This window comes from Mycobacterium sp. NPDC050041 (assembly GCF_049541695.1).
Taxonomy (GTDB): Bacteria; Actinomycetota; Actinomycetes; order Mycobacteriales; family Mycobacteriaceae; genus Mycobacterium.
The window spans coordinates 181564-206713 of sequence record NZ_JBMVDG010000001.1 but is presented as its reverse complement, the minus strand read 5'-3'; the positions used below and the strand labels follow the sequence as shown (position 1 = coordinate 206713).

At 70.0% G+C, this 25150-nt stretch carries 25 protein-coding genes; 12 read left to right on the top strand and 13 right to left on the bottom strand.

Annotated features, from left to right (window positions below; all coding sequences use genetic code 11):
• From pssA to ACPCHZ_RS01140, 4 genes are read right to left on the bottom strand one after another with little or no spacing between them, the layout of a single operon-like run.
• Window positions 1–867: a CDP-diacylglycerol--serine O-phosphatidyltransferase gene (gene pssA, locus ACPCHZ_RS01155; protein WP_423483056.1), complete on the bottom strand. Its 867-nt coding sequence runs from the start codon at window positions 865–867 to the stop codon at window positions 1–3.
• Window positions 864–1571, bottom strand: coding sequence for a phosphatidylserine decarboxylase (locus ACPCHZ_RS01150; RefSeq protein ID WP_423483055.1), 708 nt, complete (start codon window positions 1569–1571; stop codon window positions 864–866). Before ACPCHZ_RS01150 ends, pssA begins: the two co-directional genes overlap by 4 nt.
• A 49-nt stretch (window positions 1572–1620) precedes the next feature.
• Window positions 1621–2826 carry a gephyrin-like molybdotransferase Glp gene (gene glp / locus ACPCHZ_RS01145; protein ID WP_423483054.1) on the bottom strand — a complete coding sequence of 402 codons (1206 nt, stop codon included), beginning with the start codon at window positions 2824–2826 and terminating at the stop codon, window positions 1621–1623.
• Window positions 2827–2832: 6 nt separating this feature from the next.
• Entirely contained in the window at window positions 2833–3753 is a 921-nt protein-coding gene (locus ACPCHZ_RS01140) for an SDR family NAD(P)-dependent oxidoreductase (RefSeq protein WP_423483053.1), read from the bottom strand.
• A gap of 40 nt (window positions 3754–3793) precedes the next feature.
• Between ACPCHZ_RS01140 and ACPCHZ_RS01135 the strand changes: the two genes are divergently transcribed.
• The 3 genes from ACPCHZ_RS01135 to ACPCHZ_RS01125 are packed head-to-tail and all read left to right on the top strand — an operon-like array spanning window position 3794 to window position 6630.
• Window positions 3794–4300 carry a PH domain-containing protein gene (locus tag ACPCHZ_RS01135; RefSeq protein WP_423483052.1) on the top strand — a complete coding sequence of 169 codons (507 nt, stop codon included), beginning with the start codon at window positions 3794–3796 and terminating at the stop codon, window positions 4298–4300.
• Between the two features lie 38 nt (window positions 4301–4338).
• On the top strand, window positions 4339–5787 hold the full coding sequence (locus ACPCHZ_RS01130) for a PH domain-containing protein (RefSeq protein ID WP_423483774.1): 1449 nt from the start codon (window positions 4339–4341) through the stop codon (window positions 5785–5787).
• A 27-nt stretch (window positions 5788–5814) separates the two neighbouring features.
• Window positions 5815–6630, top strand: a complete 816-nt coding sequence (locus tag ACPCHZ_RS01125; protein WP_364976848.1) for an HAD-IIA family hydrolase — start codon at window positions 5815–5817, stop codon at window positions 6628–6630.
• Between the two features lie 3 nt (window positions 6631–6633).
• Here the strand turns inward: ACPCHZ_RS01125 and ACPCHZ_RS01120 are convergent, their stop codons facing one another.
• The 4 genes from ACPCHZ_RS01120 to ACPCHZ_RS01105 all read right to left on the bottom strand — a co-directional run bounded on the left by ACPCHZ_RS01120 (window position 6634) and on the right by ACPCHZ_RS01105 (window position 10885).
• Entirely contained in the window at window positions 6634–8340 is a 1707-nt protein-coding gene (locus tag ACPCHZ_RS01120; protein ID WP_423483051.1) for a DEAD/DEAH box helicase, read from the bottom strand.
• A gap of 205 nt (window positions 8341–8545) precedes the next feature.
• Complete coding sequence (locus ACPCHZ_RS01115; protein WP_423483050.1) at window positions 8546–9430, bottom strand: hypothetical protein; 885 nt, start codon at window positions 9428–9430, stop codon at window positions 8546–8548.
• 32 nt (window positions 9431–9462) lie between these two features.
• Window positions 9463–9963 carry a cupin domain-containing protein gene (locus ACPCHZ_RS01110; protein WP_269896677.1) on the bottom strand — a complete coding sequence of 167 codons (501 nt, stop codon included), beginning with the start codon at window positions 9961–9963 and terminating at the stop codon, window positions 9463–9465.
• Window positions 9964–9982: 19 nt separating this feature from the next.
• Window positions 9983–10885: an SDR family NAD(P)-dependent oxidoreductase gene (locus ACPCHZ_RS01105; RefSeq protein WP_423483049.1), complete on the bottom strand. Its 903-nt coding sequence runs from the start codon at window positions 10883–10885 to the stop codon at window positions 9983–9985.
• Window positions 10886–10983: 98 nt separating this feature from the next.
• On the opposite strand from ACPCHZ_RS01105, the gene ACPCHZ_RS01100 reads away from it, so the two are divergent.
• The 3 genes from ACPCHZ_RS01100 to mbtM all read left to right on the top strand — a co-directional run bounded on the left by ACPCHZ_RS01100 (window position 10984) and on the right by mbtM (window position 15328).
• Complete coding sequence (locus ACPCHZ_RS01100) at window positions 10984–11541, top strand: TetR/AcrR family transcriptional regulator (protein WP_423483048.1); 558 nt, start codon at window positions 10984–10986, stop codon at window positions 11539–11541.
• A 183-nt stretch (window positions 11542–11724) separates the two neighbouring features.
• Window positions 11725–13350 carry a chaperonin GroEL gene (groL, locus tag ACPCHZ_RS01095; protein WP_264015204.1) on the top strand — a complete coding sequence of 542 codons (1626 nt, stop codon included), beginning with the start codon at window positions 11725–11727 and terminating at the stop codon, window positions 13348–13350.
• Window positions 13351–13747: 397 nt separating this feature from the next.
• The gene (mbtM, locus tag ACPCHZ_RS01090; RefSeq protein ID WP_423483047.1) at window positions 13748–15328 is read left to right on the top strand and encodes a long-chain-fatty acid--ACP ligase MbtM; all 1581 of its coding nucleotides are present in this window, start codon (window positions 13748–13750) and stop codon (window positions 15326–15328) included.
• Window positions 15329–15336: 8 nt separating this feature from the next.
• Here the strand turns inward: mbtM and ACPCHZ_RS01085 are convergent, their stop codons facing one another.
• Both ACPCHZ_RS01085 and ACPCHZ_RS01080 read right to left on the bottom strand, forming a co-directional pair.
• Entirely contained in the window at window positions 15337–15708 is a 372-nt protein-coding gene (locus tag ACPCHZ_RS01085; protein ID WP_423483046.1) for a pyridoxamine 5'-phosphate oxidase family protein, read from the bottom strand.
• 39 nt (window positions 15709–15747) lie between these two features.
• Window positions 15748–17358, bottom strand: a complete 1611-nt coding sequence (locus tag ACPCHZ_RS01080) for a DUF222 domain-containing protein (protein WP_423483045.1) — start codon at window positions 17356–17358, stop codon at window positions 15748–15750.
• A 93-nt stretch (window positions 17359–17451) separates the two neighbouring features.
• Here ACPCHZ_RS01080 and ACPCHZ_RS01075 point away from each other — a divergent pair, with 93 nt between their 5' ends.
• A complete protein-coding gene (locus ACPCHZ_RS01075) occupies window positions 17452–18453 on the top strand; it encodes a zinc-binding alcohol dehydrogenase family protein (protein ID WP_423483044.1) in 1002 nt (333 codons plus the stop codon).
• A 17-nt stretch (window positions 18454–18470) separates the two neighbouring features.
• On the top strand, window positions 18471–19289 hold the full coding sequence (locus tag ACPCHZ_RS01070) for an SDR family NAD(P)-dependent oxidoreductase (RefSeq protein WP_423483043.1): 819 nt from the start codon (window positions 18471–18473) through the stop codon (window positions 19287–19289).
• Here the strand turns inward: ACPCHZ_RS01070 and ACPCHZ_RS01065 are convergent.
• Both ACPCHZ_RS01065 and ACPCHZ_RS01060 read right to left on the bottom strand, forming a co-directional pair.
• Window positions 19278–19835, bottom strand: coding sequence for a carboxymuconolactone decarboxylase family protein (locus ACPCHZ_RS01065; protein WP_423483042.1), 558 nt, complete (start codon window positions 19833–19835; stop codon window positions 19278–19280). The genes ACPCHZ_RS01070 and ACPCHZ_RS01065 overlap by 12 nt on opposite strands.
• On the bottom strand, window positions 19832–21556 hold the full coding sequence (locus ACPCHZ_RS01060; protein WP_423483041.1) for an N-acyl-D-amino-acid deacylase family protein: 1725 nt from the start codon (window positions 21554–21556) through the stop codon (window positions 19832–19834). Before ACPCHZ_RS01060 ends, ACPCHZ_RS01065 begins: the two co-directional genes overlap by 4 nt.
• A gap of 22 nt (window positions 21557–21578) precedes the next feature.
• Here ACPCHZ_RS01060 and ACPCHZ_RS01055 point away from each other — a divergent pair, with 22 nt between their 5' ends.
• On the top strand, window positions 21579–21968 hold the full coding sequence (locus tag ACPCHZ_RS01055; protein WP_423483040.1) for a VOC family protein: 390 nt from the start codon (window positions 21579–21581) through the stop codon (window positions 21966–21968).
• Here the strand turns inward: ACPCHZ_RS01055 and ACPCHZ_RS01050 are convergent.
• Window positions 21965–22426, bottom strand: coding sequence for a hypothetical protein (locus ACPCHZ_RS01050; RefSeq protein WP_423483039.1), 462 nt, complete (start codon window positions 22424–22426; stop codon window positions 21965–21967). The genes ACPCHZ_RS01055 and ACPCHZ_RS01050 overlap by 4 nt on opposite strands.
• Before the next feature lie 72 nt (window positions 22427–22498).
• Here ACPCHZ_RS01050 and ACPCHZ_RS01045 point away from each other — a divergent pair, with 72 nt between their 5' ends.
• From ACPCHZ_RS01045 to ACPCHZ_RS01035, 3 genes are read left to right on the top strand one after another with little or no spacing between them, the layout of a single operon-like run.
• Window positions 22499–23017, top strand: a complete 519-nt coding sequence (locus ACPCHZ_RS01045) for a mycothiol transferase (protein WP_423483038.1) — start codon at window positions 22499–22501, stop codon at window positions 23015–23017.
• A gap of 7 nt (window positions 23018–23024) precedes the next feature.
• Window positions 23025–23552 carry a PA-phosphatase gene (locus ACPCHZ_RS01040; protein ID WP_423483037.1) on the top strand — a complete coding sequence of 176 codons (528 nt, stop codon included), beginning with the start codon at window positions 23025–23027 and terminating at the stop codon, window positions 23550–23552.
• A 53-nt stretch (window positions 23553–23605) separates the two neighbouring features.
• The gene (locus tag ACPCHZ_RS01035) at window positions 23606–25126 is read left to right on the top strand and encodes an aldehyde dehydrogenase family protein (protein ID WP_423483036.1); all 1521 of its coding nucleotides are present in this window, start codon (window positions 23606–23608) and stop codon (window positions 25124–25126) included.
• The last annotated feature ends 24 nt before the right edge of the window (window positions 25127–25150 follow it).

The window sequence follows — 25150 nt, the reverse complement described above, 5'->3', positions numbered from 1 at the left end:
TCACCGGTCCGGAGGTCTGCGCAGTCCGAGGCGCGCCACCGAGCGCCGTTGCGGCTGGGCCCGGCGGGTGGCCCGCCGGGTGGCCCGGCGGGTGGCCCGGCGTTGCCTCGGTTTGTCGTCCCACGCCTCGGGGTGGGCGGCCACCCATCGGCTGCTGCGGATCGCGAACGGGATGTGGATGACGTAGGCCAGGATGATCGCCATCAGCACGAGGTAGCCGTACAGGATCGACGCGGCGACCCCGAGCGCCAGCAGCACCAGCAGCGGCACCACCATGCTCGGCGGTATGGCGAACGTGTGCACCTTGCGCATCGGGATGCTGCTGACCGCGAGCAGCGACACCCCGATCATCCAGATGACGACGGCGGGTTCCGACGTCCACCACCCTTCGCCGAACTGCATCTTGGCCGCCAGCGGGCCGATCGCGCCGATGGCCGCGGCAGGCGCGGGCATGCCCACGAAGAATTCCTTCATGTAGCCCGGTTGGTCCTGGGCGAGCATCGCGTTGAACCGGGCCAGCCGCAGCACGATGCAGACCGCGTACAGCAGCACCACGATCCAGCCGATCCGCGAGTGCGACAGCAGCGTGCCGTAGACGATGAACGCCGGGGCCACACCGAAGTTCACCGCGTCGGCCAGCGAGTCGATCTCCTCCCCCATCTTCGAGGTGGCGTTGAGCAGCCGCGCCGTCCGGCCGTCGAGGGCGTCGAGGATGGCGGCCACAGCCAGGAACGCCATCGCCTCGGTCGGCCGGTCGTCGAGGGCGAACTTCACCGCTGACAGCCCCAGGCAGATCGCGGCGACCGTCATCGCGCTGGGGAGCATGCGCAGGCTCACGACCGACCGCTTCACCCGGGGCTTGATCACGGCAGCTCCGCGAGGATCGTCTCCCCGCCGACGGCCCGCTGGCCCGGCAGCACCAGCACCTCGGAGCCCTCCGGCAGGTAGGTGTCGAGGCGGGAGCCGTAGCGGATCAACCCGTAGGTGTCACCGATCGAGACCTTGTCGCCGACCTTGGCGTCGCAGACGATGCGCCGCGCAACCAGGCCGGCGATCTGCACGGCGATCACCTCGGCGCCCGACGCCGTCCGGATGACCAGGCTGTTGCGCTCGTTGTCCTCGCTGGCCGCCTCGAGTTCGGCCGAGACGAACAACCCCGGCCGGTGCACCACCGAGATGACCTCGCCGCTGATGGGGACGCGCTGCACGTGGGCGTCGAAGATCGACAGGAAGATGCTGACCCGCGGCAGGGGACGTGCGGGCAGCCCCAGTTCGGCGGGCGGCTCGACGTCCTCGACCAGGCAGATCAGCCCGTCGGCGGGGGCGACGATCGCGCCGGGACGCGTCGGCGGCACCCGCGGAGGATGCCGGAAGAAGGCGGCGTTGGCACCGGCGGTGAGCAGGCCCGCGCCACGCAGCCAGCGGTTCCGGCGACCGGCGGCCGCCAGCGCGAGACCCGCGCCGATGAACGGCAGGCCTGCCGGATGCACCGGCGGAACGGTTGTCCGGACCAGGGCCATCAACCGCTCGGGGCCGGATTTGAGCTCTTCGGTTCTTGGGCGTCTGGCCATCGGGGTGGATTCTACGTGCGGAGGGTGTCGATGAACCGGCCAGCTGTCTCTAGCTCAGATCCCATACAGCGACCGTCGACCCGGCGGGGAGTTCGGTGATGTCCTCGCCGATCTCCAGCAGGCAGTTGGCCGAGGCGAGCCACCGCAGGTGATGGGAGGCGGGCGGGCCGTAGCTGGTCACGGTGCCCGCGTCGGCGTCGAGCACACCGCGGCGGAACTGGCGTTTGCCGCGCGGGGACGTGAGGTCCTCGGTGAGCACCGCCGCGCGCCGGGGTCGCTGCGGTTGCGCGGCGCCCATCGCCGCCCGCAGCGGGGACCGGAGGAACACCTCGAACGAGACCAATGCGCTGACCGGGTTGCCCGGCAGGGTGACGATCGGTGTGCCGCCGACATGTCCGGCGCCCTGCGGCATGCCCGGCTGCATCGCGACCTTGACGAACCCGACCGTCGCGGCGAGCGCGTCCTTGACCACCTCGTACGCGCCTGCGCTCACCCCGCCGGTGGTGATGATCAGATCGGCCTGCCCGGCGTAGGAGGTCAGGGTGTCGTGGAAGGCGGTGACGTCGTCTCCGGTCATCGGGGCCGCCACCACCTCGCCGCCTGCGTCGCGCACGGCCGCCGCGAGCATCACCGCGTTGGACTCGTAGATCTGGCCGGGCAGCAGCGCCGTGCCGGGTGCGACCAGCTCGGTGCCGGTGGACATGACCAGCACCCGGGGCCGCGGCACCACCGTGAGCTCGCCGAGACCCAGTGCGGCGGCCAGGCCGAGCGCGGCCGGGGTGACCGGCTGGCCCGCCGTGAGCACGGTGGTGCCCGCGGTGACGTCCTCGCCTGCGCGGCGGACGTGCTGGCCCGGCCGGGGCGCGATCCGGATCTCCACGGTGTCGGGGGTGGCGGTGAAGTCGCCGTCCGTGGCCTCGACCGGGACGACCGCGGTGGCACCCGAGGGCAGCGGCGCGCCCGTCATGATGCGGTGCACGGTGCCCGGCGCCAAGGTCAACGGATCGGTCCGCCCGGCCGGGATGTCGGCCGCCACGGGCAGCCGCACCGGGTGCTCGGCGCTCGCCCCGGCGACGTCGTCGGCGAGCACCGCGTAGCCGTCCATGGCCGAGTTGTCGAAGCCGGGCAGCGACAGCGGTGCGACGACGTCTGCGGCCAGCACCAGCCCCAGCGCTTCGGTCAGCGGGACGGTGACGGACGGCCGGGCGGCGATCAGGCCGGCGACCACACTCTGGTGTTCGGAGACGGAGCGCATCGACTGCTATACCGGGAACGTGACGCCGGTGAGCTCTTCGGACACCGTCCAGAGCCGCCGCGCGACGTCCTCGTCGTGCGACTTTCTGTTGGACTCCACCAGCTTCGGGTGCCCGCGCTGCTCGCCGATGCCGTCCGGGCCGTAGTACTGGCCGCCGCGCACCTGCGGGTCGGTGGCCGCCCGCAGCGTGGGCAGTGCGCCACCGGCGGCGTCCTGGGCGATCTGGCGCCAGACGAGCTCGACCGGTTGGCGGATCAGGCCGGGCAGGTTGCGGGTCAGCTCGGTGTTGGAGCTGCCGGGGTGGGCGGCGACGGCGATGGTCGGCGCGCCCTTCTTCGACAGCCGCCGGTTGAGTTCGTAGGTGAACAGCAGATTGGCCAGCTTGGCCTGGCCGTAGGCACGCAGCCGGTTGTAGCCGCGCTCGGACTGCAGGTCGTCGAAGTTGATCGAGCCGAAGCGATGGCCGTTGCTGCTGATCGTCACCACCCGCGATCCCTCGACGGGCAGCATGTTGTCGATCACCTGCCCGGTCAGTGCGAAGTGCCCGAGGTGGTTGGTGCCGAACTGCAGCTCGAAGCCGTCCGACGTGGTGGCCTTCGGTGTCGTCATCACGCCTGCGTTGTTGATCAGCAGGTCGATGCGGGAGTACTCGGCACGTAGGTCGTCGGAGGCCCGCCGGATGCTGTCGAGCGAGGTCAGGTCCAGCTGCTGCAGCGTGACGTCGGCGTGCGGTGTCGCCGAGGTGATCCGGTCGACGGCCGCCTTGCCCTTGTCGAGGTTGCGCACGGCCAGCACGACGTGTGCGCCGCGGGCGGCCAGCACGGCGGCGGCCTCGTAACCGATCCCGGTGTTCGAGCCGGTGATGACGGCGACGCGCCCGGTCTGGTCCGGCACGTCGCCCGCGCCCCACTTGGTGTCAGCACTCATGATCGAAACCCTACCCACGGCGATCGGTCATGCTCGAAGGATGAACGGTGCGCCCCGCCCGACCGTGATGCTCGCCGATCCGGCCAACCCGCCCAGCCGCAAGGCGCCGCTGGTGTGGGCGATCGGCGCCGCGGTGCCGTGGCTGACGCTGCTGGTGGCCGCCCTGGTGTGGTCCGCCGTCGATTCGCGGGCCTCCTGGTTGCCGTGGCTGGCTGCGGCGGCGGCGGTGCTCGGGGCGGTCGTCTTCGTCGGCATCGCGCCGGTGTGGCGGTACCGGGTGCACCGCTGGGAGATCGATGCGCAGGCGGTGTACACCCGGACGGGCTGGCTGAATCAGGAGCGCCGGATCGCGCCGATCTCGCGGGTGCAGACCGTCGACACCCAGCGCGGTCCGCTCGACCGGTTGTTCGGCCTGGCGAACGTGACGGTGACGACGGCGTCCTCGGCGGGCGCGGTGCGCATCGTCGCCCTGGACTCCGAGGTGGCCGACCGCGTCGTCGCCCAGCTGACCGACATCGCCGCGCTCGGCGGGCAGGACGCCACGTGAGCGCGCCCGCGCAGGTGTGGCAGCGGCTGAGCCCGCGGATGCTGCTGGTGCATCCCGTGCACGAGGTGGTGCGCCAGGTGCCGGTGCTGATCGGCTCGGTGGTGCTGGGTTCGGCGACCGGAAACCCGCTGTGGGCGGTCGCCGCGCTTGTGGCCACGGTCGGGTACGGCGTCGCGCGGTGGTTCACCACCACCTACCGGATCGACGCCGACGAGGTGCAGCTGCGCGCCGGGGTGCTGCAGCGCAGTGTTTTGTCGGTGCCCCGCAACAGGATTCGTTCGGTGTCGACGGACGCCCGGCTGCTGCACCGGGTGTTCGGACTGACGGTGCTGCGGCTGAGCACCGGGCAGGAGGCGCGTGGTGACGCCGCGTTCGCCCTGGACGCGGTCGAGGCGGACGAGGTGCCACGGCTGCGGGCGGTGCTGCTGGCCGACTCGCTGGCCGGCGCCGCCGCGGCGAGCCAGGAGAACCCTGCGCCGCCCGGGCGGGTGCTCGCACGGTGGCAGCCCTCGTGGCTGCGGTACAGCCCGCTCAGCTTCACCGGGCTGGCGATGATCGCCGCCGCGTTCGGTCTGGTGTACCAGGTGGGAATCGGTTCGAGGGTGCAGGATTCGGACGTCGTGCAGTCCGGCCTGGACACCGCCGAGCGCTTCGGGGTGGCGGCGAGCGTGGCCGTGGCCGTGCTGGCGGTGGTTGTCGCGTCGGTGGTGCTGTCGGTGCTGCGGTCGTTGACGACGTACGGGAACCTCCTGCTACGGCGCGACGGGGACGTGCTGCACCTGGTGCACGGTCTGATGCGGGTGCGTGAGCAGACCTACGACATGCGCAGGCTGCGGGGTGGCACGCTGCGGGAACCGCTGCTGGTGCGGATGTTCGGGGGCGCCCGGCTGGACGCGGTGATGACCGGCGTCGACGGTGCGGGCGAGTCGTCGCTGCTGCTGCCGCCCTGCCCGGCGGCCACCGCGCGGTCGGTGCTGACGGACCTGATCGACCAGCCAGACGCCGTCACCGGCGCGCTGCGTGCGCACGGCGCGGCGGCCACCCGGCGGCGCTGGACGCGTGCGCTGCTCGGCCCCGCTGTACTGGCGATCGGCCTGGCGGCGATGAGTGTCGTTGTCGCCGTACCGATCTGGGTGTGGGTTGGGTGGGCGGTGCTCACCGCATGCTGTGCCCTGCTCGCGGCGGACCGGTCGCGGTCGCTGGGGCACCGCGTCGGCGAGGGCTGGCTGGTCGCCCGCTCGGGCAGCCTCGAGCGGCGACGGGACTGTGTCGCCGGCGCAGGCGTCGTCGGCTGGACGGTGCGGCAGTCCTTGTTCCAGCGGCGCGCCGGGGTGGCCACGCTGGTCGCGGCGACCGCCGCCGGGGTGAAGGCCTACCGGGTGGTCGACGTGCCTGAGGGCGCGGCGTGGTCGGTCGCGGCCGCGGTGTCGCCGTGGCTCGCGGGCACCGGATGGGCGCGGACCGAACCAGGGCCCGAGTTGCGCTGACGCATTCGCCGTTTACTGTCTTGCAGCATGGCCGTCGGTGGAGTGCTGTTCGACATCGATGGCGTTCTGGTGACCTCGTGGCAGCCGATCGCCGGCGCCGCCGACACGTTGAGGGCACTGGCCGACAACCAGATCGCGCGCTCGTACCTGACGAACACCACCACCAGAACCCGCAGGCAGATCGCCGAACTGCTGTCCGGCGCGGGCATGGACGTCACCGCCGACGAGGTGATCACCGCCGCGGTGCTCACCGCCGAGTACGTCCGGGAGCGGTACCCCGGCGCGCAGTGCTTCCTGGTGAACAGCGGCCGGATCGGTGAGGACATGCCGGGCGTCGACCTGGTGTACGCCGACGAGTTCGACGGCGGCGGCACACCCGACCGGCCCGATGTGGTGTTGCTGGGCGGCGCGGGCCGCGAATACAACCACCTGACCCTCAGCTGGGTCTACGACTGGATGGCTCAGGGCGTTCCGGTGGTGGCGATGCACCGCAGCACGTCGTGGAACACCACCGAGGGTCTGCGCATCGACACCGGCATGTATCTGCTCGGCATGGAGGAGACGTCGGGTCGTAAGGCGACCGCGGTCGGCAAGCCCGCACCCGAGGGTTTCCTGGCCGCGGCGCGCAGGCTCGGCGTCGACCCCGACGAGATGTACATGGTGGGGGACGACCTCAACAACGACGTGCTGGCGGCCCAGGTTGTCGGCATGACGGGGGTGCTGGTGCGCACCGGCAAGTTCCGGCAGGACACCCTGGACCGTTGGGCCGCAGATGAATTCGCGATGCAGCCGAACCACGTGATCGACTCGGTCGCCGACCTGCCGCCGCTGCTGGGGCTGTAATGCTCACGCCCGCAGCGTGCGTACCGCCTCGATGCGCTCCTTGAGCTGATCGGTGGTGGCGGCGGCCACCGGTGGTCCCCCGCAGAGCCTGCGTAGTTCGTTGTGGATCCAGCCGTGGGGCTTGCCGGTGCGGTGATGGGCGATCGACACCAGCGCGTTGAGTTCCCGGCGCAGTTCCCGGATCTGGCCGTGGGTGGCGCGCGTCAGGGTCGGCTCGGCGGCGGCGGCGCCCGAGGCGGTCCGCTTGGTCAGTTGTTCTTCCTGCCTGCGGCTCAACAGGTCCCGCATCTGTGTCGCATCGAGCAGGCCCGGGATGCCGAGGTAGTCGGCCTCCTCCTCGCTGCCCGCGGGTGTCGCGGTGCCGAATGACGAGCCGTCGAAGATCACCTGGTCGAGTTCGGCGTCGGCGCCGAGCATCTCGTAGCCGTTGTCCAGATCACCGGACTCGTCCTTGGTCTTGTTCGCGTCCTCGAGCAGGGCGTCGTCGAGGCCCTCTTCCTCGCGGTGCGGCTTGCCGAGGACGTGGTTGCGCTGCGCCTCCATCTCGCTGGCGAGCAGCAGCAGGTTGGGCACCGACGGCAGGAAGACGCTGGCCGTCTCGCCGGGTTTGCGCGACCGCACGAAGCGCCCGATCACCTGCGCGAAGAACAGCGGGGTCGACGCGCTCGTCGCGTACACGCCGACGGCGAGGCGGGGGACGTCGACACCCTCCGACACCATGCGCACCGCGACCAGCCAGCGGCTGGTACCTGCCGAGAACTGGCTGATGCGGTCCGAGGAGCCCGGATCGTCCGACAACACGATCGTCGGCGCTTCGCCGGTGAGCCGGGTCAGCAGCTCGGCGTAGGCCCGCGCGGCGGTCTGGTCGGAGGCGATGATCATGCCGCCGGCGTCCGGCACGTGCCTGCGCTTCTGCTCCAGCCGCCGGTCGGCCGCGGCGATCACGGCGGGCATCCATTCGCCCGCCGGGTTGAGCGCGGTGCGCCAGGCGCGGGCGGTCTGCTCGGCGCTCAGCGGTTCGCCGAGCCGGGCGGAGTGCTCCTCGCCGGCGCTGTCACGCCAGCGCGACTCGCCGGAGTAGGCCAGGAACACCACCGGCCGCACGACGCCGTCGGCCAACGCGTCGGAGTACCCGTAGGTGTGGTCGGCCTGTGAGCGCGCGAACCCGTCGGGGCCGTGCTCGTATCGGACGAACGGGATCGGGGAGTCGTCGCTGCGGAACGGCGTGCCGGTGAGCGCGAGTCTGCGCGTCGCGTCGTCGAAGGCCTCGCGGATCGCCTCGCCCCAGCTCTTCGCGTCGCCGCCGTGGTGGATCTCGTCGAAGACCACCAGGGTGCGGTAGTTCTCCGTGCGGACGCGGTGCCGGCTCGGGTGGCTGGCCACCTGCGCGTAGGTGACCACCACGCCGTGGAACTCCGACGAATGCTGCGCCGCGGAGTTGCTGAACCGCGGGTCCAGCGAGATGCCGACGCGTGCGGCGGCCGCCGCCCACTGCACCTTGAGGTGTTCGGTGGGCACCACGACGGTGATCCGGTCGACGGTGCCGTCGGCCAGCAGTTCCCCGGCGATCCGCAGGGCAAACGCCGTCTTACCTGCACCGGGGGTGGCCACCGCCAGGAAATCGCGTGGCTTGGCGCCGAGATACTTCACCAATGCCCGACGCTGCCAGCCACGCAAGGCCTGGGTGTCGGGCGCTGCGTATGCCCGCACCCAAGGTCTCCTCACCGATCGAGGGGCAGTCTATTACAACGGATTCCGGCGGCGCACATTCGCAGGGCGCGCCGGGTGGCCGGGCGTGTCCGCTGGGCGGGCGCGGCGCTGGGCGGTCCGCGCCCCGGAGCGGCCGGTCGCGGCGATCACTCCGCCTGCGGGGTGCCGGGCCGTTCCGCGGAGCAAACGACCATGCCCGCCGTCATCAGCACCGTTCGTGGATCTGGGCCAACTTCGCCTCGCCCCGCGATGGGCGGTGGCCCGGATCGTGGCGGCGGCACCCGCCGACGGTGATCCGGATGTAGTCGCCGGCGCCGTCCATGGTGAGTTCCACCGGCCGGTCCAGCCGGGTCAGGGCCGCGGCGATCGGCTCGCCGAACCGCAGCAGGGTGTCGTCGTCGGCGGGGACGATCGTGACCTCGAATGACGTCACCCGTTCGGTTGTCGCGCGGCCGGGCCCGTCTTCCCCGTGCACCGAATGGGTGTCGACGAGCTGGACCACCTCGGTCCATACCTGCTGGGTGACGGCATCCGGGACCACACCCGTCGAGACGTAGGTGTTCGGGCTTCGATGCGATTCGGCCGGTGGGTTGCGCAGCGTCCAGTCGGCGCCGGCAAGTGCGGGATGCTTCCGCTGCAGCTCGACCGCTGCCGTGGTGTCGACTGGTTGGCGCAGGTAGATGTCGACGCCGAAGTCGAGCCCCGGGACGTTGGACCCGGGCTGCATCGACACCTCCTCGACAGCCGCGGCCGCCATCCCGTCGAAGAACAGCGCCACCGGCGAATCGGTGTCTTCGGGCGGCTTGCCTTCGCTGCTGAGCGGGCGGAGCGTCAGGTCACCCTTGACGGCGGTCATGTTCAGCTGGGCGTAGTGGACGTCGAATTCCACACCTTCGGATTCGGCGACGAAGGTCCGGGCGACGCGCTGGGCCTGATCCACGGTGGCGTCCTGGGCGAGCTCGACGGTGAGGTCGAAGTTCTCGCCGTGGGTGAAGGTCTTCCGGTAGTCGTTGCCGACTGCGGCCACCCCTGGCAACGGGCGGATCGCGTCTGCGATCCGCTGCGCCGCCGAACTCTCGTCGGACGTCACGCAGCCGGCGAGCACGAGAGTCAGGCCGGCCGCTACTGCTCGACGAAGAAGTTGTCGTTGGCGATGAACCACTCGCGCCGTTCCTCGTCGGTCAGCTCTCCCAGTTGGGCCAGCCCCTCGAAGTAGTGCTCGCGCGGCGCACCCGGGGCGAACAGCATGAGGATCGACGCCGGTTCGTCGGCCTCGTTGCGGAAGCCGTGGATGCCGCCGGGCGGCACGTAGAGGAAGTCGTTGCGCGTCCCGTCCAGCCAGTCGGTGCCGTCGTAGAGCTTGATGCTGCCGGACAGGACGAAGAACGCCTCGGACATGGCCCGGTGGTAGTGCGGTCCCGGTCCGCCGCCCTTGGGTGCGATCTCGACGCGGTACAGCCCGTAATCGCCGCCGGTGGCCTGCTGGTTGGCGAGGTAGTGGTACTGGACGAGGCCGAAGGAGTCGTAGTCCGGCGGCTCGTCACCCCGTTTGAGCCACGCACTGACCTCAGGCTCGTCCTCGGTGTATCGGGGCGGGGGATAGGGCGGAACGACCAGAGACACGCCAACAGTCTGCTATCCGTCAGACCGGGAACGCCACCCCGGTCAGCTCTTCGGACACCGTCCACAGCCGGCGCTGCACGTCGGTGTCGTGTGAGCGCGCGTTGGACGCCACCACCTTCGGGTGGCCGCGCATCTCGAAGAGTCCGTCCGGACCGTAGTACTGGCCACCGAGCACGCCGGGGTCGGTGGCGGCGCGCAGCGTCGGCAGCGCGCCCATGGCGGCCGGCTGACTGATCAGGGAGAAGGCGGGTGCCAAGAAGCCGGGGAGGTGCCGGCCCAGTTCGGTGTCCGACCCGCCGGGATGCGCGGCAGCGGCGACGGTGTCCTGGCCGGCGGCGGTGAGTCGGCGCTGCAGCTCGGAGGTGAACAGCAGGTTGGCGAGTTTGGACTGGCCGTACGCCGCGACGCGGTTGTAGCTGCGCTCCCACTGCAGGTCGTCGAAGTGGATCGCGGCGCGAATGCGATGGCCGATGCTGCTGACCGTGACGATGCGTGAACCCGCCACCGGGAGAAGTCGATCGAGCAGCAATCCCGTCAGCGCGAAGTGCCCGAGGTGGTTGGTCCCGAATTGGAGTTCGAAACCGTCCGTCGTGGTCGATTTGGGCGTCCACATCACCCCGGCGTTGTTGATCAGCAGGTCGATGCCGTCGTGCCGGGCCTTGAGTCCGTCGGCCGCGGCCCGGATGGAGTCCAACGAGGTGAGGTCGAGCTCCTGCACCGACACGTCGGCTCCGCGGTTGCGGACGGCGATCAGGTCGGCGGCGGCCTTGCCCTTGTCGAGGTTGCGCACGGCCAGCACGACGCGTGCACCGCGGGCGGCGAGGGCAGCCGCGGTCTCGTAGCCGAGGCCGGTGTTCGCGCCGGTGATGACGGCGGTGCGACCGGTCTGGTCGGGAATGTCGGCAGTGGTCCAGCGGGACATGGGTCCTCCTCGTTAGAATGAATCGGAACGTGCGCTCCGGTTCCTTCCAACTATACGGAACGAGCGCTCCGTTTTGTCAACCGGAAGGGACATCCGTGGTGACCGAGACGTCGCGGCCGTTGCGTGCGGACGCCGCGCGCAACCGTGCGCGGGTTCTCGCCGTCGCCTACGAGACGTTCGCGGCCGAGGGCGTAGCGGTGCCGATCGACGAGATCGCCCGCCGCGCCGGCGTCGGCCCCGGCACCGTCTACCGGCACTTCCCCACCAAGGAGGCGCTGTTCCAGGCGGTCATCGAGGACCGGGTGCACAGCATCGTGGCCGCCGCCGAGGCGCTGCTCGCCGACGATCCGGGCTCGGCGCTCTTCGAGTTCCTGCGCGAAATGGTGCGAACGGCCGCCGTGGATCACGGGATGGCCGACGCGCTGGCGAGTTACGGGGTCGACATCGACCAGGCCGCACCGGGCGCGGAAGCCGCGTTCGTCCAGGTGCTCACCGACCTGCTGGCCGCCGGTCAGCGCGCGGGCACCGTTCGGGCCGACGTCGGTCCGGCCGAAGTGAAGGCACTGCTGATGGTGTGCAAGTCCACGCAGGACCACGGAGCCGGTATTGCCGACCGGGTGGTGGCGGTCATCGTCGACGGCCTCCGCGCGGGCTGAACTACCTTGCACTCGCCCTGGTCGAGTGCTAGAAATGCAGTTGGCACTCGCGACCAGTGAGTGCTAGGTCGGGACGGTGAGACAAGGGTCCGCGCATGCGGAGCACACCTGAGTCGTCCGTCGCGGGCACTGGGCCCGACCACAAAGACGTGCACAATCCCTGTTCGGAGGAATCACTTCGCAATGGCCAAGACAATTGCGTATGACGAAGAGGCCCGTCGCGGCCTCGAGCGGGGCCTCAATGCCCTCGCCGACGCGGTAAAGGTGACGCTGGGCCCCAAGGGCCGCAACGTCGTCCTGGAGAAGAAGTGGGGCGCCCCCACGATCACCAACGATGGTGTGTCCATCGCCAAGGAGATCGAGCTGGAGGACCCCTACGAGAAGATCGGCGCTGAGCTGGTCAAAGAGGTCGCCAAGAAGACCGACGACGTCGCGGGCGACGGCACCACCACGGCCACCGTGCTGGCCCAGGCGCTCGTGCGCGAGGGTCTGCGCAACGTTGCCGCCGGCGCCAACCCGCTGGGTCTGAAGCGTGGCATCGAGAAGGCCGTCGAGAAGGTCACCGAGACGCTGCTGAAGTCGGCCAAGGAGGTCGAGACCAAGGAGCAGATCGCTGCGACCGCGGGCATCTCGGCCGGCGACCAGTCGATCGGCGACCTGATCGCCGAGGCCATGGACAAGGTCGGCAACGAGGGTGTCATCACCGTCGAGGAGTCGAACACCTTCGGCCTGCAGCTCGAGCTCACCGAGGGCATGCGCTTCGACAAGGGCTACATCTCGGGCTACTTCGTGACCGACGCCGAGCGTCAGGAAGCCGTCCTGGAGGATCCCTACATCCTGCTGGTCAGCTCCAAGGTGTCGACCGTCAAGGATCTGCTCCCGTTGCTGGAGAAGGTCATTCAGGCCGGCAAGCCGCTGCTGATCATCGCCGAGGACGTCGAGGGCGAAGCCCTGTCGACCCTGGTGGTCAACAAGATCCGTGGCACCTTCAAGTCCGTCGCCGTCAAGGCTCCGGGCTTCGGTGATCGCCGCAAGGCGATGCTGCAGGACATCGCGATCCTCACCGGCGGCCAGGTCGTCAGCGAAGAGGTCGGTCTGTCGCTCGAGACCGCCGACATCACGCTGCTGGGCCAGGCCCGCAAGGTCGTCGTCACCAAGGACGAGACCACGGTCATCGAGGGTGCAGGCGATGCCGACGCGATCCAGGGCCGGGTGGCTCAGATCCGTGCCGAGATCGAGAACAGCGACTCCGATTACGACCGCGAGAAGCTGCAGGAGCGCCTGGCCAAGCTGGCCGGCGGTGTTGCGGTGATCAAGGCCGGAGCTGCCACCGAGGTGGAGCTCAAGGAGCGCAAGCACCGCATCGAGGACGCCGTCCGCAACGCGAAGGCCGCCGTCGAGGAGGGCATCGTCGCCGGTGGTGGCGTGGCTCTGCTGCAGTCGGCTCCGTCGCTCGATGAGCTGTCGCTCACCGGTGACGAGGCAACCGGTGCGAACATCGTTCGCGTCGCGCTGTCGGCCCCGCTGAAGCAGATCGCCTTCAACGGTGGACTCGAGCCCGGCGTCGTCGCCGAGAAGGTCACCAACTCGCCTGCCGGCACCGGCCTGAACGCCGCCACCGGTGAGTACGAGGACCTGCTCAAGGCCGGCGTCGCCGACCCGGTGAAGGTCACCCGCTCGGCGCTGCAGAACGCAGCGTCCATCGCGGCGCTGTTCCTCACCACCGAGGCCGTCGTCGCTGACAAGCCGGAGAAGTCGGCCGCACCCGCGGGCGACCCGACCGGTGGCATGGGCGGCATGGACTTCTGAGTCCTGCTCAACCAGAACACGGGAAGGCCCGGCCTGCTTGCAGGCCGGGCTTTTTCGTGTCCGCAGGACCCGATCGGCCTGCTGTGGCGCAAGCGGAATCGTTCGCCGGACTCGACCGATCGGTCCTTGCGCCGGGCTGTCTGCCCGCGTGCGCTGCGTGTGATGTGACAGCCCGAGGTGTGCGATCAAGATCGTCAGTCACCCTGTGGGACTGCGTCAGCCGCGCGCGGGACGCGTCGTCCGCGCCACACCCGAACGTAGGCCTACCAATTCGTCAATAAATTGCGTAGCGTCGTCCCGTGTTGTTGCTGTCGTGGCCGCGCGCAAACGCGCGTCCGGTTCTGCCCAGGTCTCATTCCCTCAGTGCGCCCGCTGTGGCTGCGCGGCTGAGGAACCGATGACCAGTTCGCTCGGGGCGGCCCTCACCGAGACTTTGACGCACAGTCCCAACGATCTGGTGGTCCTCGATGGCGGCGACTGGGTGCGGCATCCCTGGCCGGAGGTGTTCGTCCGGGCGGAGAACGTCGCAGAGCGGCTGCTCGACGACGGAGTGGGTGCGGTCGGCCTGGTCGGCGAGCCCACCGTCGAGTTCATCGCGTCGATCGTCGGCGCCTTCGTGGCCGGCGCCGCGGTGTCGATCCTGCCGGGACCCGTGCGGGGCGCCGACCCCGGGCAGTGGGCGCTGTCGACGGTGGACCGCTTCAAACACATTGGTGTGCAGCGCATCCTCAGCAACGGCGGTTATGCAGAGAAGCTGTCCTCGATAGTCGAGCCGCCACTGCTCGACGACGTCGCCGCGGTCGCGCACACCCGCCGTTCCAGCACCCTCACCGCTCCGGCGACAACGGTCGACGTCGCGATCCTGCAGGGCACGGCGGGCTCCACCGGATCTCCCCGCACCGTGCGACTGTCGCCGGATGCGGTACTGGCGAATCTGCAGGGGCTCAACGCGCGCATCGGGATCGACGACGCGGACGTCGGCTGTTCGTGGCTGCCGCTGTACCACGACATGGGATTGAGCTTCCTGATGTCCGGTGCGCTGGCGGGCAGGGAATTGTGGCAGGCGCCGACCGCGGCGTTCCAGGCGTCACCGTTCCGGTGGCTGCACTGGCTCAGCGAGGGTGGCGCGAGCATCACCGCCGCACCGAACATGGCGTACGGCATGATCGGCAAGTACTCCCGGCGCGTCACCGGGATTGATCTGAGCCGCTTGCGGTTCGCTCTCAACGGCGGTGAGCCGGTCGACTTCGAGCTCACCCAGCGCTTCGCGACGGAGATGGCCCGGTTCGGCTTCGACGCAGGCGCCCTGGCCCCGTCCTACGGGCTGGCCGAGGCGACGTGTGCGGTCACCGTGCCGGTGCCGGGACGCGGCCTGCTCGTCGACGAGACCGTGGTGCAGACCGACACCGGGGCCACGCCGCGCAGGCACACCGTGCTGGGCGAGCCGATCGAGGGCATGGAGGTGCGGATCGAACCGCGCGACGACGTCAGCGCCGACGGCTCCTACCGTGAGGTGGGGGAGGTCCTCATCCGGGGCACGTCGATGATGTCCGGATACGTCGGAGAGGCGGTTCACGGTCCCGGCGACTGGTTCCGCACAGGCGATCTCGGCTACTTCGTGGACGGTGGACTAGTCGTATGCGGCCGGGCCAAGGAACTGATCACCGTCGCGGGCCGGAACATCTTCCCGGCCGAGGTCGAAGGAGTTGCGGCACAGGTGAACGGTGTGCGCGAGGGCGCCGTGGTCGCGGTCGGTGTCGGGGAACGGTCGATCCGGCCAGGCCTGGCAATCGTCGCGGAGTTCCGCGGACCCAATGAGGATGACGCGCGGACCCAGCTCATCCAACAGGTGGCATCCGAATGCGGCGTGGTGCCGACGGATGTGACCTTCGTCCGGCCGGGCACGCTGCCGCGCACCTCCTCGGGCAAGTTGAAGAGGCTGGAAGTCAAGCGCAGCATCATCGGCGCCGGGGACTGACGTCGCGATCAGGACAACGGCACGCAGTCGTCACCGCATCCGGTTGCTGTCGGGGCCGAGTTGGTTGCCGCTTTGCGGTGCAGGACTGCACCGCTCGGCGTGACGGTCAGTGTGTCGCCGGCGAGGTCGGCTCGGCCGTCGACGATCAGTGTGTAGCCGCTGGATTCACGCGGCGGGTAGGCCAGCGTGACATCGGGGTGCCGCGTCGCGTTGTCGCCGGTGCGGCGGCCGACGCCGGTGACGGTGAGCACGCCGCCGGCCAATGACGGCTCAACCGCGACGGTATGGGCCCGGTGGTCGTCGCCGACGGTGACCAGGTACGCATACGAGTAGTCGGCCAGCGCACCGGACAGTTCGGCGATGTTCACCTTGACACTCATGCCCCGACAATACGGCCGCCGGTTCGGATCGCCACTGCCTCAGAAGGGTGGGGGTTTGTTGCGTTCGGCGACGTGGTCGTCGTTGAGTTTGCGTTCGGCGGCGATGCGTTGGGCGCGGTTCTGGGCGCGGGTGCGTCGGCGGGTGGGCATCTTGAGGCCGCGGAACATGTTGTCGGGTGGCGACGTATCGGGTGGCGGGGGCAGGTTGCCGGTGGGGCGGCAGAGGGTGGGGAAGATCAGCGCACTGCCGGGGCGGGTGGTGTAGGTGTGGCCGGTGGGTGCGGTCCACACGATGGTGCCGTCGGGGTATTGCACGTCGGTCCACCCGGATGGCCCGCACCAGAAGGTTTTCAGGAGGTGGTGGAATCTGCACAGGCACTTGAGGTTCGAGGCGTGGGTGGGTCCGGCGGGGTAGGGGATGGTGTGGTCGATGTCGGCGCGGTCGGCGGGTTTGTCGCAGCCGGGGAAGCGGCAGGTCAGGTCGCGGCACCGGATGTAGTCGGCGAGGGCACGTGAGGGGGTGTAGCGGGGTTCGGGTGCAGCGTCGCCGGGGTGGCGCACGGTGCGGCGGCGGGCTGTGCCGGTGGTCTCGGCCAGCAGCGCGGTGGGCAGTATCCCGGCGCCCAGCACGAACGCCATCGGCCGCCGGCGCGGTGACGTGCGGGTGGGTGCCGCGGCGGGCTGGGATGCCGGTGCAGCTTCTGCGGGAGCTACCGGCTCGGCGGAGATGGCGTCACTGGCTGGTTTTTCGTCCGCCTCAGTGTCCGCCGCCGCCTCGTCTGGGCCCGCCTCAGCGTCCGCGTCGGCGTCGGCCGCCTCGCCCTCGCTCTCGTTGGTGATGACGTAGACGATGGTGTTGCGGGTGGGGGTGGGGGTGTCGCTGGTGGCGGGGCAGTCGGTCTCGCTGCAGGCGCAGGCCAGGATTGTTGCGCCGGCACCGAGGGCGCCCAGGGCGTCGGCGCGGCGTTCGCTCAGGGTGCGGGGGTCGTCGTCGCAGACGGCGCGGGCCATCTCGTCGAGGCGGTGTGCCAGGCCGGCGGCATCCCCGGCGTACAGCCGCGCCCAGACCGACGCCATACCGGGCTCTTCGCCGTCGGTGCTGGTGACGACGTCGCGGCGACGCATGGCGGTACGGACGCGGCGCACGGCGCCGGCGTCGTGCATCTCCACGACGGCATCGATGGCGGCTTCGGTCTTCTTGGCCGATTGCGGTCCGAAGCGGCGGGCCTGGGCGGCCAGCTCGGTGTCGACCTTGGCCATAACGTCGGGGTCGGTGATCAGGTTGGTGCGTGACACCAACGTCCGAACGAGGAGTTCGGTGATCTGGCCGTCGGCGAAGAGGGCGGCGACCTGGGGGAGGCGGTCGCGCAGGGCGACGGCACGGTGGGTCTGGAACAGGGCCAGGCCGCTGCTGATGTTCTGCGCGGCGCCGATCTCGGCGCCCACGGCCGCGTCGGGGTCGACCCACCAGATGTTGCGGTCCTCGGCGGTGTCACAGCCGGTGCGGCGGGTGAACAGTTCGGCCATGGCGGCGTGTTTGCGCGCGCAGGCGGCGGCTTCGATGCGCGCCCAGCCAGTGATCGCCTCGCACACCTCGGCATCGGCGGACTCGGGCAGCTCGTCCATCTCCGGCGGCAACGCTTCGAACATACATTCGATTCTAGCCGCCGCCACTGACACGCAATCGAAACTGCGTCCGCGCACCGGGGATGGTCTCGGACACCGCTGACGTTGTCGACTGTCATGACCACGATGCGTGCGATCGGTTCCTTCGCCGGCGGCCCCGTCGACGACCCCCGGACCCTGCAGGACGTCACCGTCGACGTCCCCGAACTGCGTCCGCGCGACGTCCTGGTCCGTGTGCTCGCGGTGTCGGTGAACCCGGCCGACGTCAAGCAGCGCGCCGTGGTCCCGGAGTCGGCCACGCCCACCATTCTCGGCTACGACGCGGCAGGGATCGTCGAACCCGTTGGGCCGCAAGTGGAAACACTCGCCATCGGCGACGAGGTCTGGTACGCCGGCGACCTCACCCGACCCGGGACCAATGCCGAGTTCCAGGCCGTCGACGAACGGATCGTCTCCCGCAAGCCGACCACCCTGTCCTTCGCCGACGCGGCCGCCCTGCCACTGACCACCATCACCGCATGGGAGTCACTGTTCGACCGCTTCGGCCTGACGAAGGAATCCACCGGTGACCTGCTGGTGCTCGGCGCCGCGGGTGGCGTCGGTTCCATCATGATCCAGCTCGCCAAGGCGCTGACCGGCGTGCGGGTGATCGGCACCGCCAGCCGTGACGAATCGCGGGAGTGGGCGACGAGCATGGGTGCCGACGCTGTCGTCAACCACCGCAATCTGCGTGAAGAGACGCTCGCCGTCGCCCCCGATGGCGTCGAATTCCTGTTCTCGCCGCACTCGGCAGGCAACATCGACATCTACGCCGACATCGTGAAACCCTTCGGGCACATCACCGCGATCGACGAGCCGCCCGGCCTGGATCTCCTTGCGCTGAAGAAGAAGAGCATCGCCTGGCACTGGGAGTTGATGTTCACCCGTGCGATGTTCGAGACGCCGGACATGATCGAGCAACAGCGACTGCTCGCTGCCACCGCCGACCTCGTCGACCGTGGCGTCCTGCGCACCACCGTCACCAGGACCATCGACGACTTCTCGTCGACCGGATTTAAGGAAGCCCACCGCGATGTCGGATCGGGCCGGGTCACCGGCAAGATCGTCATCACCCGCTGAGAGTTAGGTTGAACCCCATGCCACTGCCGCAGCCGTCACCGACCACCACCGCCGTCGTCACCGGTGCATCGTCGGGCATCGGGGCCGATCTGGCCCGCGAGCTCGTCGCGCGCGGACACGGCGTCACGCTGGTCGCCCGCCGCGAGGACCGGCTCCGCGAACTGGCCGCGGAGCTCGGCGACCGCGTGCGGGTCGAGGTGATCGCCTGCGACGTCGCCGATCCCGACGCGCGCGCCGCACTCTTCGACGAGACTCAGCGGCGCGGCCTGGCCGTGGACGTCCTGGTCAACAACGCGGGCATCGGCACCATCGGCCCGGTCGCGGAATCGAGCGTCGCCGACGAGATCGCCCAGGTCCGAGTCAACGTCGAGGCCGTCATCGATCTCACCACCCGTGCGGTGCAGCAGATGGTGCCGCGCGGCCGGGGCGCCATCCTCAACGTCGGCTCGACGGCCGGCTTCCAGCCGTTCCCGGGACAAGCCGGCTACGCCGGGACGAAGGCCTTCGTGAAGACCTACACCGACGGCCTGCGCGGCGAGCTGGCAGGCACGGGCGTCACCGTCGCGGCCCTGCATCCCGGCCCGGTGCGCACTGGCTTCCTGCAGGCCGCCGGTGTCGATGAGCGCGAATTCGCCAACGCGTTCCCGAAGTTCATGTGGATGCCGTCACGGGCCGTCGCAAAGAAGGGCATCGAGGCGCTCGAAGGCGGCGGCGGCAGCGTGATTCCCGGCCTGCCGAGCCAGATCAGCACCCGGCTGTTTCAGCTCCTGCCACACCGCGTGCTGCTGCCCCTCGTCGCCAAACAGCATCCCGGGCTGAAGAACTCACGCCGCTGACAGCGGCCAGGGTCGCATCCAACCCTCGACCGGCAGCGCAAGGCCGTTGCACAGCGTGCACACCGTGCGGTACCAGCCGACGGCGACGAGCAGCTCCATCCGCTGCTCGTCGTCGAGCTCGCCGCCGAGCGCGTCCCAGGTGTCCGACGACCACGACCCGGTGTGTTCCAGCTCGTCGATCGCGTCGATCAAGATGCATTCGGCCGCAGTCCAGTTCGCGGGCGCGCCGGTGACCAACGCGTCGCACTCGTCATCGCTCACGCCGGCGAGTGGTCCCCAGAACGCGGCCTGGCCGCCCCACTCATAGGCGCATCCGACAAGGGCGCAGATGCGCAGGATCGCGATGGTGCGCACCCGGGCGGGCAGGCGGGCGTCGACGTACAGCGACTCGCCCACCTTGCGCAGCCGGTGCGCCAGCTTCGGGTGCCGCTGCAGGCACCGCACCAGCAGCAGTGGTTCGTACGTGCGATCCGGGTGGCCCCAGCTGTGTATCTCGGCGGCGTCGTCGTCACTCCAGGGCGGCGCCAGCGGCTGGACACGACTCATACGATGGGCGCCGGCCGTCGACCCCGGACCAGACGCCCGGGCCTGGCGTCGGTGGGCACTCCGTGCTCGGCGATCACCTCGCCGGACACCACGGTGGCGACGTACCCGTCGGCGCGCTGATCCAGCCGCCGCCCACCCGCAGGCAGGTCGTGGGCCACCACCGGCTTGTGCAGCCGCAGTGCGCCGGAATCAATGACGTTCAGGTCGGCTTTGTAGCCGACCGCGATGCGGCCGCGGTCGGCGAGGCCGGCCACCCGCGCGGGCGCGGACGTCAGTTCCCGCACCGCCTCGGCGGCCGACAGCCGGCCCGCCGCGCGGTCACGCACCCAGTGCGTCAGCATGTACGTCGGAAAGCTTGCGTCGCATATCATCCCGTAGTGTGCGCCGCCGTCGCCGAGGCCGAGCACCACGTCGTCGCGGCGGATCAGTTCGGCCACCGTGTCCAGGGAGCCGCCCCGGAAGTTGGCCAGGGTGACCAACAGCATGGCGTGCCCGTCGTCGTCGAGCACCCGGTCGTAGGCCTCCTCGAGCGGGCTGACGCCACGGGCCCGCGCCCGGGCGGCGATGCTGTCCGACCGGTCGGGCTCGTAGTTCGGCGGGTCGCCCAGCGGGAACATCCACTCGAACGCCTGCGCGGCGAACATCAGCGGATGCCCGTCGCTCGCGGCGGTGTCGTTCGAAATGCGTTCGCGCACTTCGGGTTTGCGCATCTCGGCGACGCGTTCGGCCAGCGGCAGCCCGGCCAGCTCGCGGTAGCTCGGGTACAGCACGAACGGGTGGCCGGACAAGTCGAGGCCGAGCACCAGACCGATCGGCCGCGGGAACACCTGTGCGCTGATGTCACCGCCGTTCGCATTCGCCTTCTCCACCATGGTGAGCGCGTCGACGAAGAACGGGTCGCCGGCGTTGCCGATGGCCAGGGTGAAGGTGACGGGCAAGCCGACGTCCTCGGCCACGTCGAACACCGTCCGCAGCGCCGGCTCGTAGTCACCGGCCACCAGGTCGGGCACGAACTGGATCAGTCCGCCTCCGCCGTCGTGGACGCCGCGGGCGATCGCGTCGAACTCCGCGTACGCAGCTCCGAAACTCGGTATGGGCTGGCCACTTTCACTCTTGTGCAGGGTCAGCTGGGACGACGCGAAGCCCAGCGCGCCGACCTGAACGGCCTCGGCGGCGAGTTTGCGCATCATCGCCAGGTCCTCGGAGGTCGCGGGTTCGCGCTCCACACCGCGCCGTCCCATCACGTAGACGCGCAGCGGGGAGTGCGGCAGGAAGGCGGCGACATCGATGTCCCGGTGCCGCGCGTCCAGGGCGTCGAGGAACTCCGGGAAGGTCTCCCAGGTCCACGGCAGACCGTCGACCATCACCACACCCGGGATGTCCTCGACGCCGGCCATCACGTCCACCAGCACGTCGTGGTCCTCCGCGCGGCACGGCGCGAACCCGACTCCGCAGTTGCCCATCACCGCCGTGGTCACCCCGTGTGCCGAGGACGGCGTCATCCGATCCGACCAGATGGCCTGCCCGTCGTAGTGGGTGTGCAGGTCGACGAATCCGGGTGTGACGAGCAGGCCGGTGGCGTCGATCTCCCTGGCGCCGGGCCCGTCGACTGCCCCCACAGCGGCGATGACGCCGTCGGACACCGCGACGTCTGCCGTGAACGGTTCACCGCCGAGGCCGTCGACGACGGTGCCGTTGCGAATGACGAGGTCATATGTCATGGCTCGAATGTACGGTGACCGTGTGATCGATCACTTCGGAATCAACTGTGCGGACTTCGAGCGGTCAAAGGAGTTCTACGACAAAGTGCTCCACGTGCTGGGCTACAGCAGGCAGATGGATTTCGGGGTGGCGATCGGCTACGGCCCCGAGGGGCATCCGGCGTTCTGGATCGCCGACATGAACTCCGGTGAGGCGGCAGGCCCGAACCGCGAGACCCACGTCGCGTTCGCGGCGAAGGATCCCGAGAGCGTGCAGGCGTTCTTTCACACCGCGCTGGCGCTGGGCGCCGAACCGCTGCACGAGCCGCGGCTGTGGCCGGAGTACCACGGAAACTACTACGGCGCCTTCGTCCGCGATCCGGACGGCAACAACGTCGAAGCCGTCTTCCACGGTGGCGGACCCGCTGGTTAGTGCGACGGGACCGGCACCGCGCCGCGTCCCTTCGACAGCAGCGCCATCAACGCGATCCAGCAGATCATCGCCGCCGCCGCGAGCCACTTCGCCAGCTCGAAGCTGACCGACAGCAACTCGCCGCTCCAGCCGACGGCTCTGGTCAGGACCGACTGTTCGGCGTTGTTGTCGGCGACGTCGGGCAGCACCGCGCCGACGACGAGGAGCACCAGCCACAGCAGCAGCTGCGCCGTGATCTGCGCGGTCGTCAGACGCCCGTGCCGACGAGCCTGCCGCAAGGCCGACCAGGTGGACGCCGACAGCATCATCACCAGCACGGGAACGACCGTGACCGTCGACACCAACGCGATCAGGCCCAGCGTCCCGCCGAACATCGCGCGACCCACCCAGACCCACAGGATCATCGCGAGGTTCATCGGGATCATCGCGGCCACAACGACTCTGCTCAGCGTTGCCATCGGCTGATCGTAGGCACACCGGCGGTGCGTTCCGAGCGGCAATCACCGTCCGCCCGCGGGTACGTTTGAACCATGTCTGACGACGATGCGACCGTGGTCCGCGAACTGCTGCGCGACTCGTTCACCCGGCTCATCGAGCATGTCGACGCGATCGCCGACGACCTGACCGACGAGGTGGCGCTGTACCGGCCGACCCCGACGGCCAACACCATCGCGTGGCTGCTGTGGCACAGCGCCCGCGTGCAGGACGCGCAGTTGTGCGACATCGCCGGCGTCGAGCAGGTGTGGACCCGTGACGGCTGGGTGGACCGGTTCGGCCTCGACCTCCCGCGTGACGACACCGGGTACGGCCACGACGCCGACGACGTCGCCAAGGTGAGCGCATCGGCCGAGCTGCTGGCCGGCTACTACCACGCGGTGCACAAGGTGACGCTCGAGTACATCGCGTCGGTGACCCCGGACGATCTGGCCCGGATCGTCGACGAGCGGTGGGACCCGCCGGTCACCGCGAGTGCGCGCCTGGTCAGCATCGTCGACGACTGCGCCCAGCACCTGGGGCAGGCGGCGTACGTGCAGGGCATCGCCGGCTGAGGTGTCGATGACGAGGGCGGCCGCATGGTGGCCGCCGGTCGCGGTCGCGGCGATGGTGCTGCTGGGTGTCGCCGTGGGCACCGGGACGACGGGTCTGGACACCTGGTTCCGTGATCGCGCGTTCCCGGGGTGGTGGCGGGTGGTGGTGGACCAGCGGGTGCTGGTCGCCGTGCTGGCCGCGACGTTGGCGGTCGCGCTGTGGCGCGGGCGGTGGCGGCTCGCGATCGCCGTGGCCGTCGCGCCGCCGCTGGGCATCGCGGTGGTGTGGAGCATCAAGCCGTTGTTCGGCCGGATGAGCGGCGGCGCCCTGGCCTATCCGAGCGGCCATGTGACGACGCTGGTGGTGGTGGCGGGCCTGGTCGTGCTGGCTGCCGGCGGCCGGCTCTGGGTGCTGGCGCTCGCCGCGCTGAGCGTGGTGGTCGGCATGCTGGCCGTCGGATCGACCTTCCACTACTTCACCGACACGGTCGGGGCGCTGCTGCTCGGCTCGGCGATCGTGACCCTGGCCGCCATCGCGGTCCGGCCGTCGACTTGACAGGTGTCAACCCCACTGCGATCTGCGTCACAGCAGGCGGTTAGCATGGGGACATGACTGCTACGCCCGACGTCGACGCGGCCCAGACCGGCACCATCCGCAATCCCGCGACCGGCGCTGTAGCCGGGACCGTGCGTTGGACGGACCCCGCGGACGTGCCACGCATCGCGACCGGGCTGCGCGCCGCGCAGCGTGACTGGGAGGCCCGCGGCGCCAAGGGGCGCGCGAAGGTCCTCGCCCGCTACGCCGTGTGGCTCGGTGAGCACCGCGACGAGATCGAAGAGCTGCTGATCAAGGAGACCGGCAAGTCCGCGGTCGACGCGGCGCAGGAGGTGCCGCTGCTGATCATGATCGCCTCCTACTACATCAAGACCATGGAGAAGGCGCTGGCGCCGGAGAGCCGGCCCGCGTCGCTGCCGTTCCTGTCGATCAAGAAGATCACGGTGCACTACCGGCCGCGCCCGGTCGTCGGCATCATCGCGCCGTGGAACTACCCCGTCGCCAACCTGCTGATGGACGGCATCGCCGCGCTGGCCGCCGGCTGTGCGGTGCTGCTCAAGCCGTCGGAGCGGACGCCACTGACCGCCGAGCTGCTGCAGCGCGGCTGGCTGGACTCCGGCGCCCCCGAGGTGATGGCGATCGTGCAGGGCGCCCGCGAGGCCGTCGAGGCCGTCGTCGACAACTCGGACTACATCCAGTTCACCGGGTCCAGCGCGACCGGCGCGAAGGTGATGGAGCGCGCCGCCCGCCGGCTCACCCCGGTCAGCCTGGAGCTGGGCGGCAAGGATCCGATGATCGTGCTCGAGGACGCCGACGTCGACCTCGCCGCGCACGCCGCCGTCTGGGGTGCGATGTTCAACGCGGGCCAGACGTGTGTGTCGGTGGAACGGGTGTACGTCCTCGACGCGATCTATCAGCAGTTTGTCGACGCCGTCGTGCGCGCCGTCGAGGACCTCAAGGTGGGCGCGGGCGACGGGTACGACGTCGGCGCCCAGATCGACCAGAGCCAGGTCGCCGTCACCGAGCGCCATGTCGAGGACGCCAAGACCAAGGGCGCCCGCGCGCTGACCGGCGGCGAGCGGCCGGCCGGAGGGGAGGGCAGCTTCTACCCGCCGACCGTGCTCGTCGACGTCGACCACTCGATGATGTGCATGACCGAGGAGACGTTCGGCCCGACCCTGCCGATCATGAAGGTGTCCAGCGTCGAGGAGGCGGTGCGCCTCGCCAACGACAGCCCCTACGGGTTGAGCGCGTCGGTGTTCTCCAAGGATGTCGAACGCGGTAAAGCCGTTGCGCTGCAACTCGATTGCGGGGCGGTCAACGTCAACGACGTGATCTCCAACCTGATGTGCACCACGGCGCCGATGGGCGGGTGGAAGACCTCCGGCATCGGTGCCCGCTTCGGCGGCGCGGACGGGCTGCGCAAGTTCTGCCGCCAGGAGGCGGTGGTGGCGCCGCGCACCAGCGTCGGCGCAGGCGGCAACTACTACAACCAGTCCCAGAAGGCGCTCAAGCGGATGAACACGCTGATGACGAAGATGGCGCTCATCCGCCCGCGCCGCGAATCCCGCTAGCCGCAACGGCGTAGTCCACCGCCG

Excerpts from the sequence above, each read along its gene's own strand:
- ACPCHZ_RS01075 (WP_423483044.1), top strand. The coding sequence starts at position 17,452 with ATGACCACGATGCGTGCGATCGGTTCCTTCGCCGGCGGCCCCGTCGAC.
- ACPCHZ_RS01125 (WP_364976848.1), top strand. The coding sequence starts at position 5,815 with ATGGCCGTCGGTGGAGTGCTGTTCGACATCGATGGCGTTCTGGTGACC.
- ACPCHZ_RS01065 (WP_423483042.1), bottom strand. The coding sequence starts at position 19,835 with ATGAGTCGTGTCCAGCCGCTGGCGCCGCCCTGGAGTGACGACGACGCC.
- groL (WP_264015204.1), top strand. The coding sequence starts at position 11,725 with ATGGCCAAGACAATTGCGTATGACGAAGAGGCCCGTCGCGGCCTCGAG.
- ACPCHZ_RS01080 (WP_423483045.1), bottom strand. The coding sequence starts at position 17,358 with ATGTTCGAAGCGTTGCCGCCGGAGATGGACGAGCTGCCCGAGTCCGCC.
- ACPCHZ_RS01135 (WP_423483052.1), top strand. The coding sequence starts at position 3,794 with ATGAACGGTGCGCCCCGCCCGACCGTGATGCTCGCCGATCCGGCCAAC.
- ACPCHZ_RS01045 (WP_423483038.1), top strand. The coding sequence starts at position 22,499 with ATGTCTGACGACGATGCGACCGTGGTCCGCGAACTGCTGCGCGACTCG.
- ACPCHZ_RS01105 (WP_423483049.1), bottom strand. The coding sequence starts at position 10,885 with ATGTCCCGCTGGACCACTGCCGACATTCCCGACCAGACCGGTCGCACC.
- ACPCHZ_RS01035 (WP_423483036.1), top strand. The coding sequence starts at position 23,606 with ATGACTGCTACGCCCGACGTCGACGCGGCCCAGACCGGCACCATCCGC.
- ACPCHZ_RS01040 (WP_423483037.1), top strand. The coding sequence starts at position 23,025 with ATGACGAGGGCGGCCGCATGGTGGCCGCCGGTCGCGGTCGCGGCGATG.
- ACPCHZ_RS01060 (WP_423483041.1), bottom strand. The coding sequence starts at position 21,556 with ATGACATATGACCTCGTCATTCGCAACGGCACCGTCGTCGACGGCCTC.
- glp (WP_423483054.1), bottom strand. The coding sequence starts at position 2,826 with ATGCGCTCCGTCTCCGAACACCAGAGTGTGGTCGCCGGCCTGATCGCC.
- ACPCHZ_RS01050 (WP_423483039.1), bottom strand. The coding sequence starts at position 22,426 with ATGGCAACGCTGAGCAGAGTCGTTGTGGCCGCGATGATCCCGATGAAC.
- ACPCHZ_RS01140 (WP_423483053.1), bottom strand. The coding sequence starts at position 3,753 with ATGAGTGCTGACACCAAGTGGGGCGCGGGCGACGTGCCGGACCAGACC.
- ACPCHZ_RS01150 (WP_423483055.1), bottom strand. The coding sequence starts at position 1,571 with ATGGCCAGACGCCCAAGAACCGAAGAGCTCAAATCCGGCCCCGAGCGG.
- ACPCHZ_RS01070 (WP_423483043.1), top strand. The coding sequence starts at position 18,471 with ATGCCACTGCCGCAGCCGTCACCGACCACCACCGCCGTCGTCACCGGT.
- ACPCHZ_RS01085 (WP_423483046.1), bottom strand. The coding sequence starts at position 15,708 with ATGAGTGTCAAGGTGAACATCGCCGAACTGTCCGGTGCGCTGGCCGAC.
- ACPCHZ_RS01130 (WP_423483774.1), top strand. The coding sequence starts at position 4,339 with ATGCTGCTGGTGCATCCCGTGCACGAGGTGGTGCGCCAGGTGCCGGTG.
- mbtM (WP_423483047.1), top strand. The coding sequence starts at position 13,748 with ATGACCAGTTCGCTCGGGGCGGCCCTCACCGAGACTTTGACGCACAGT.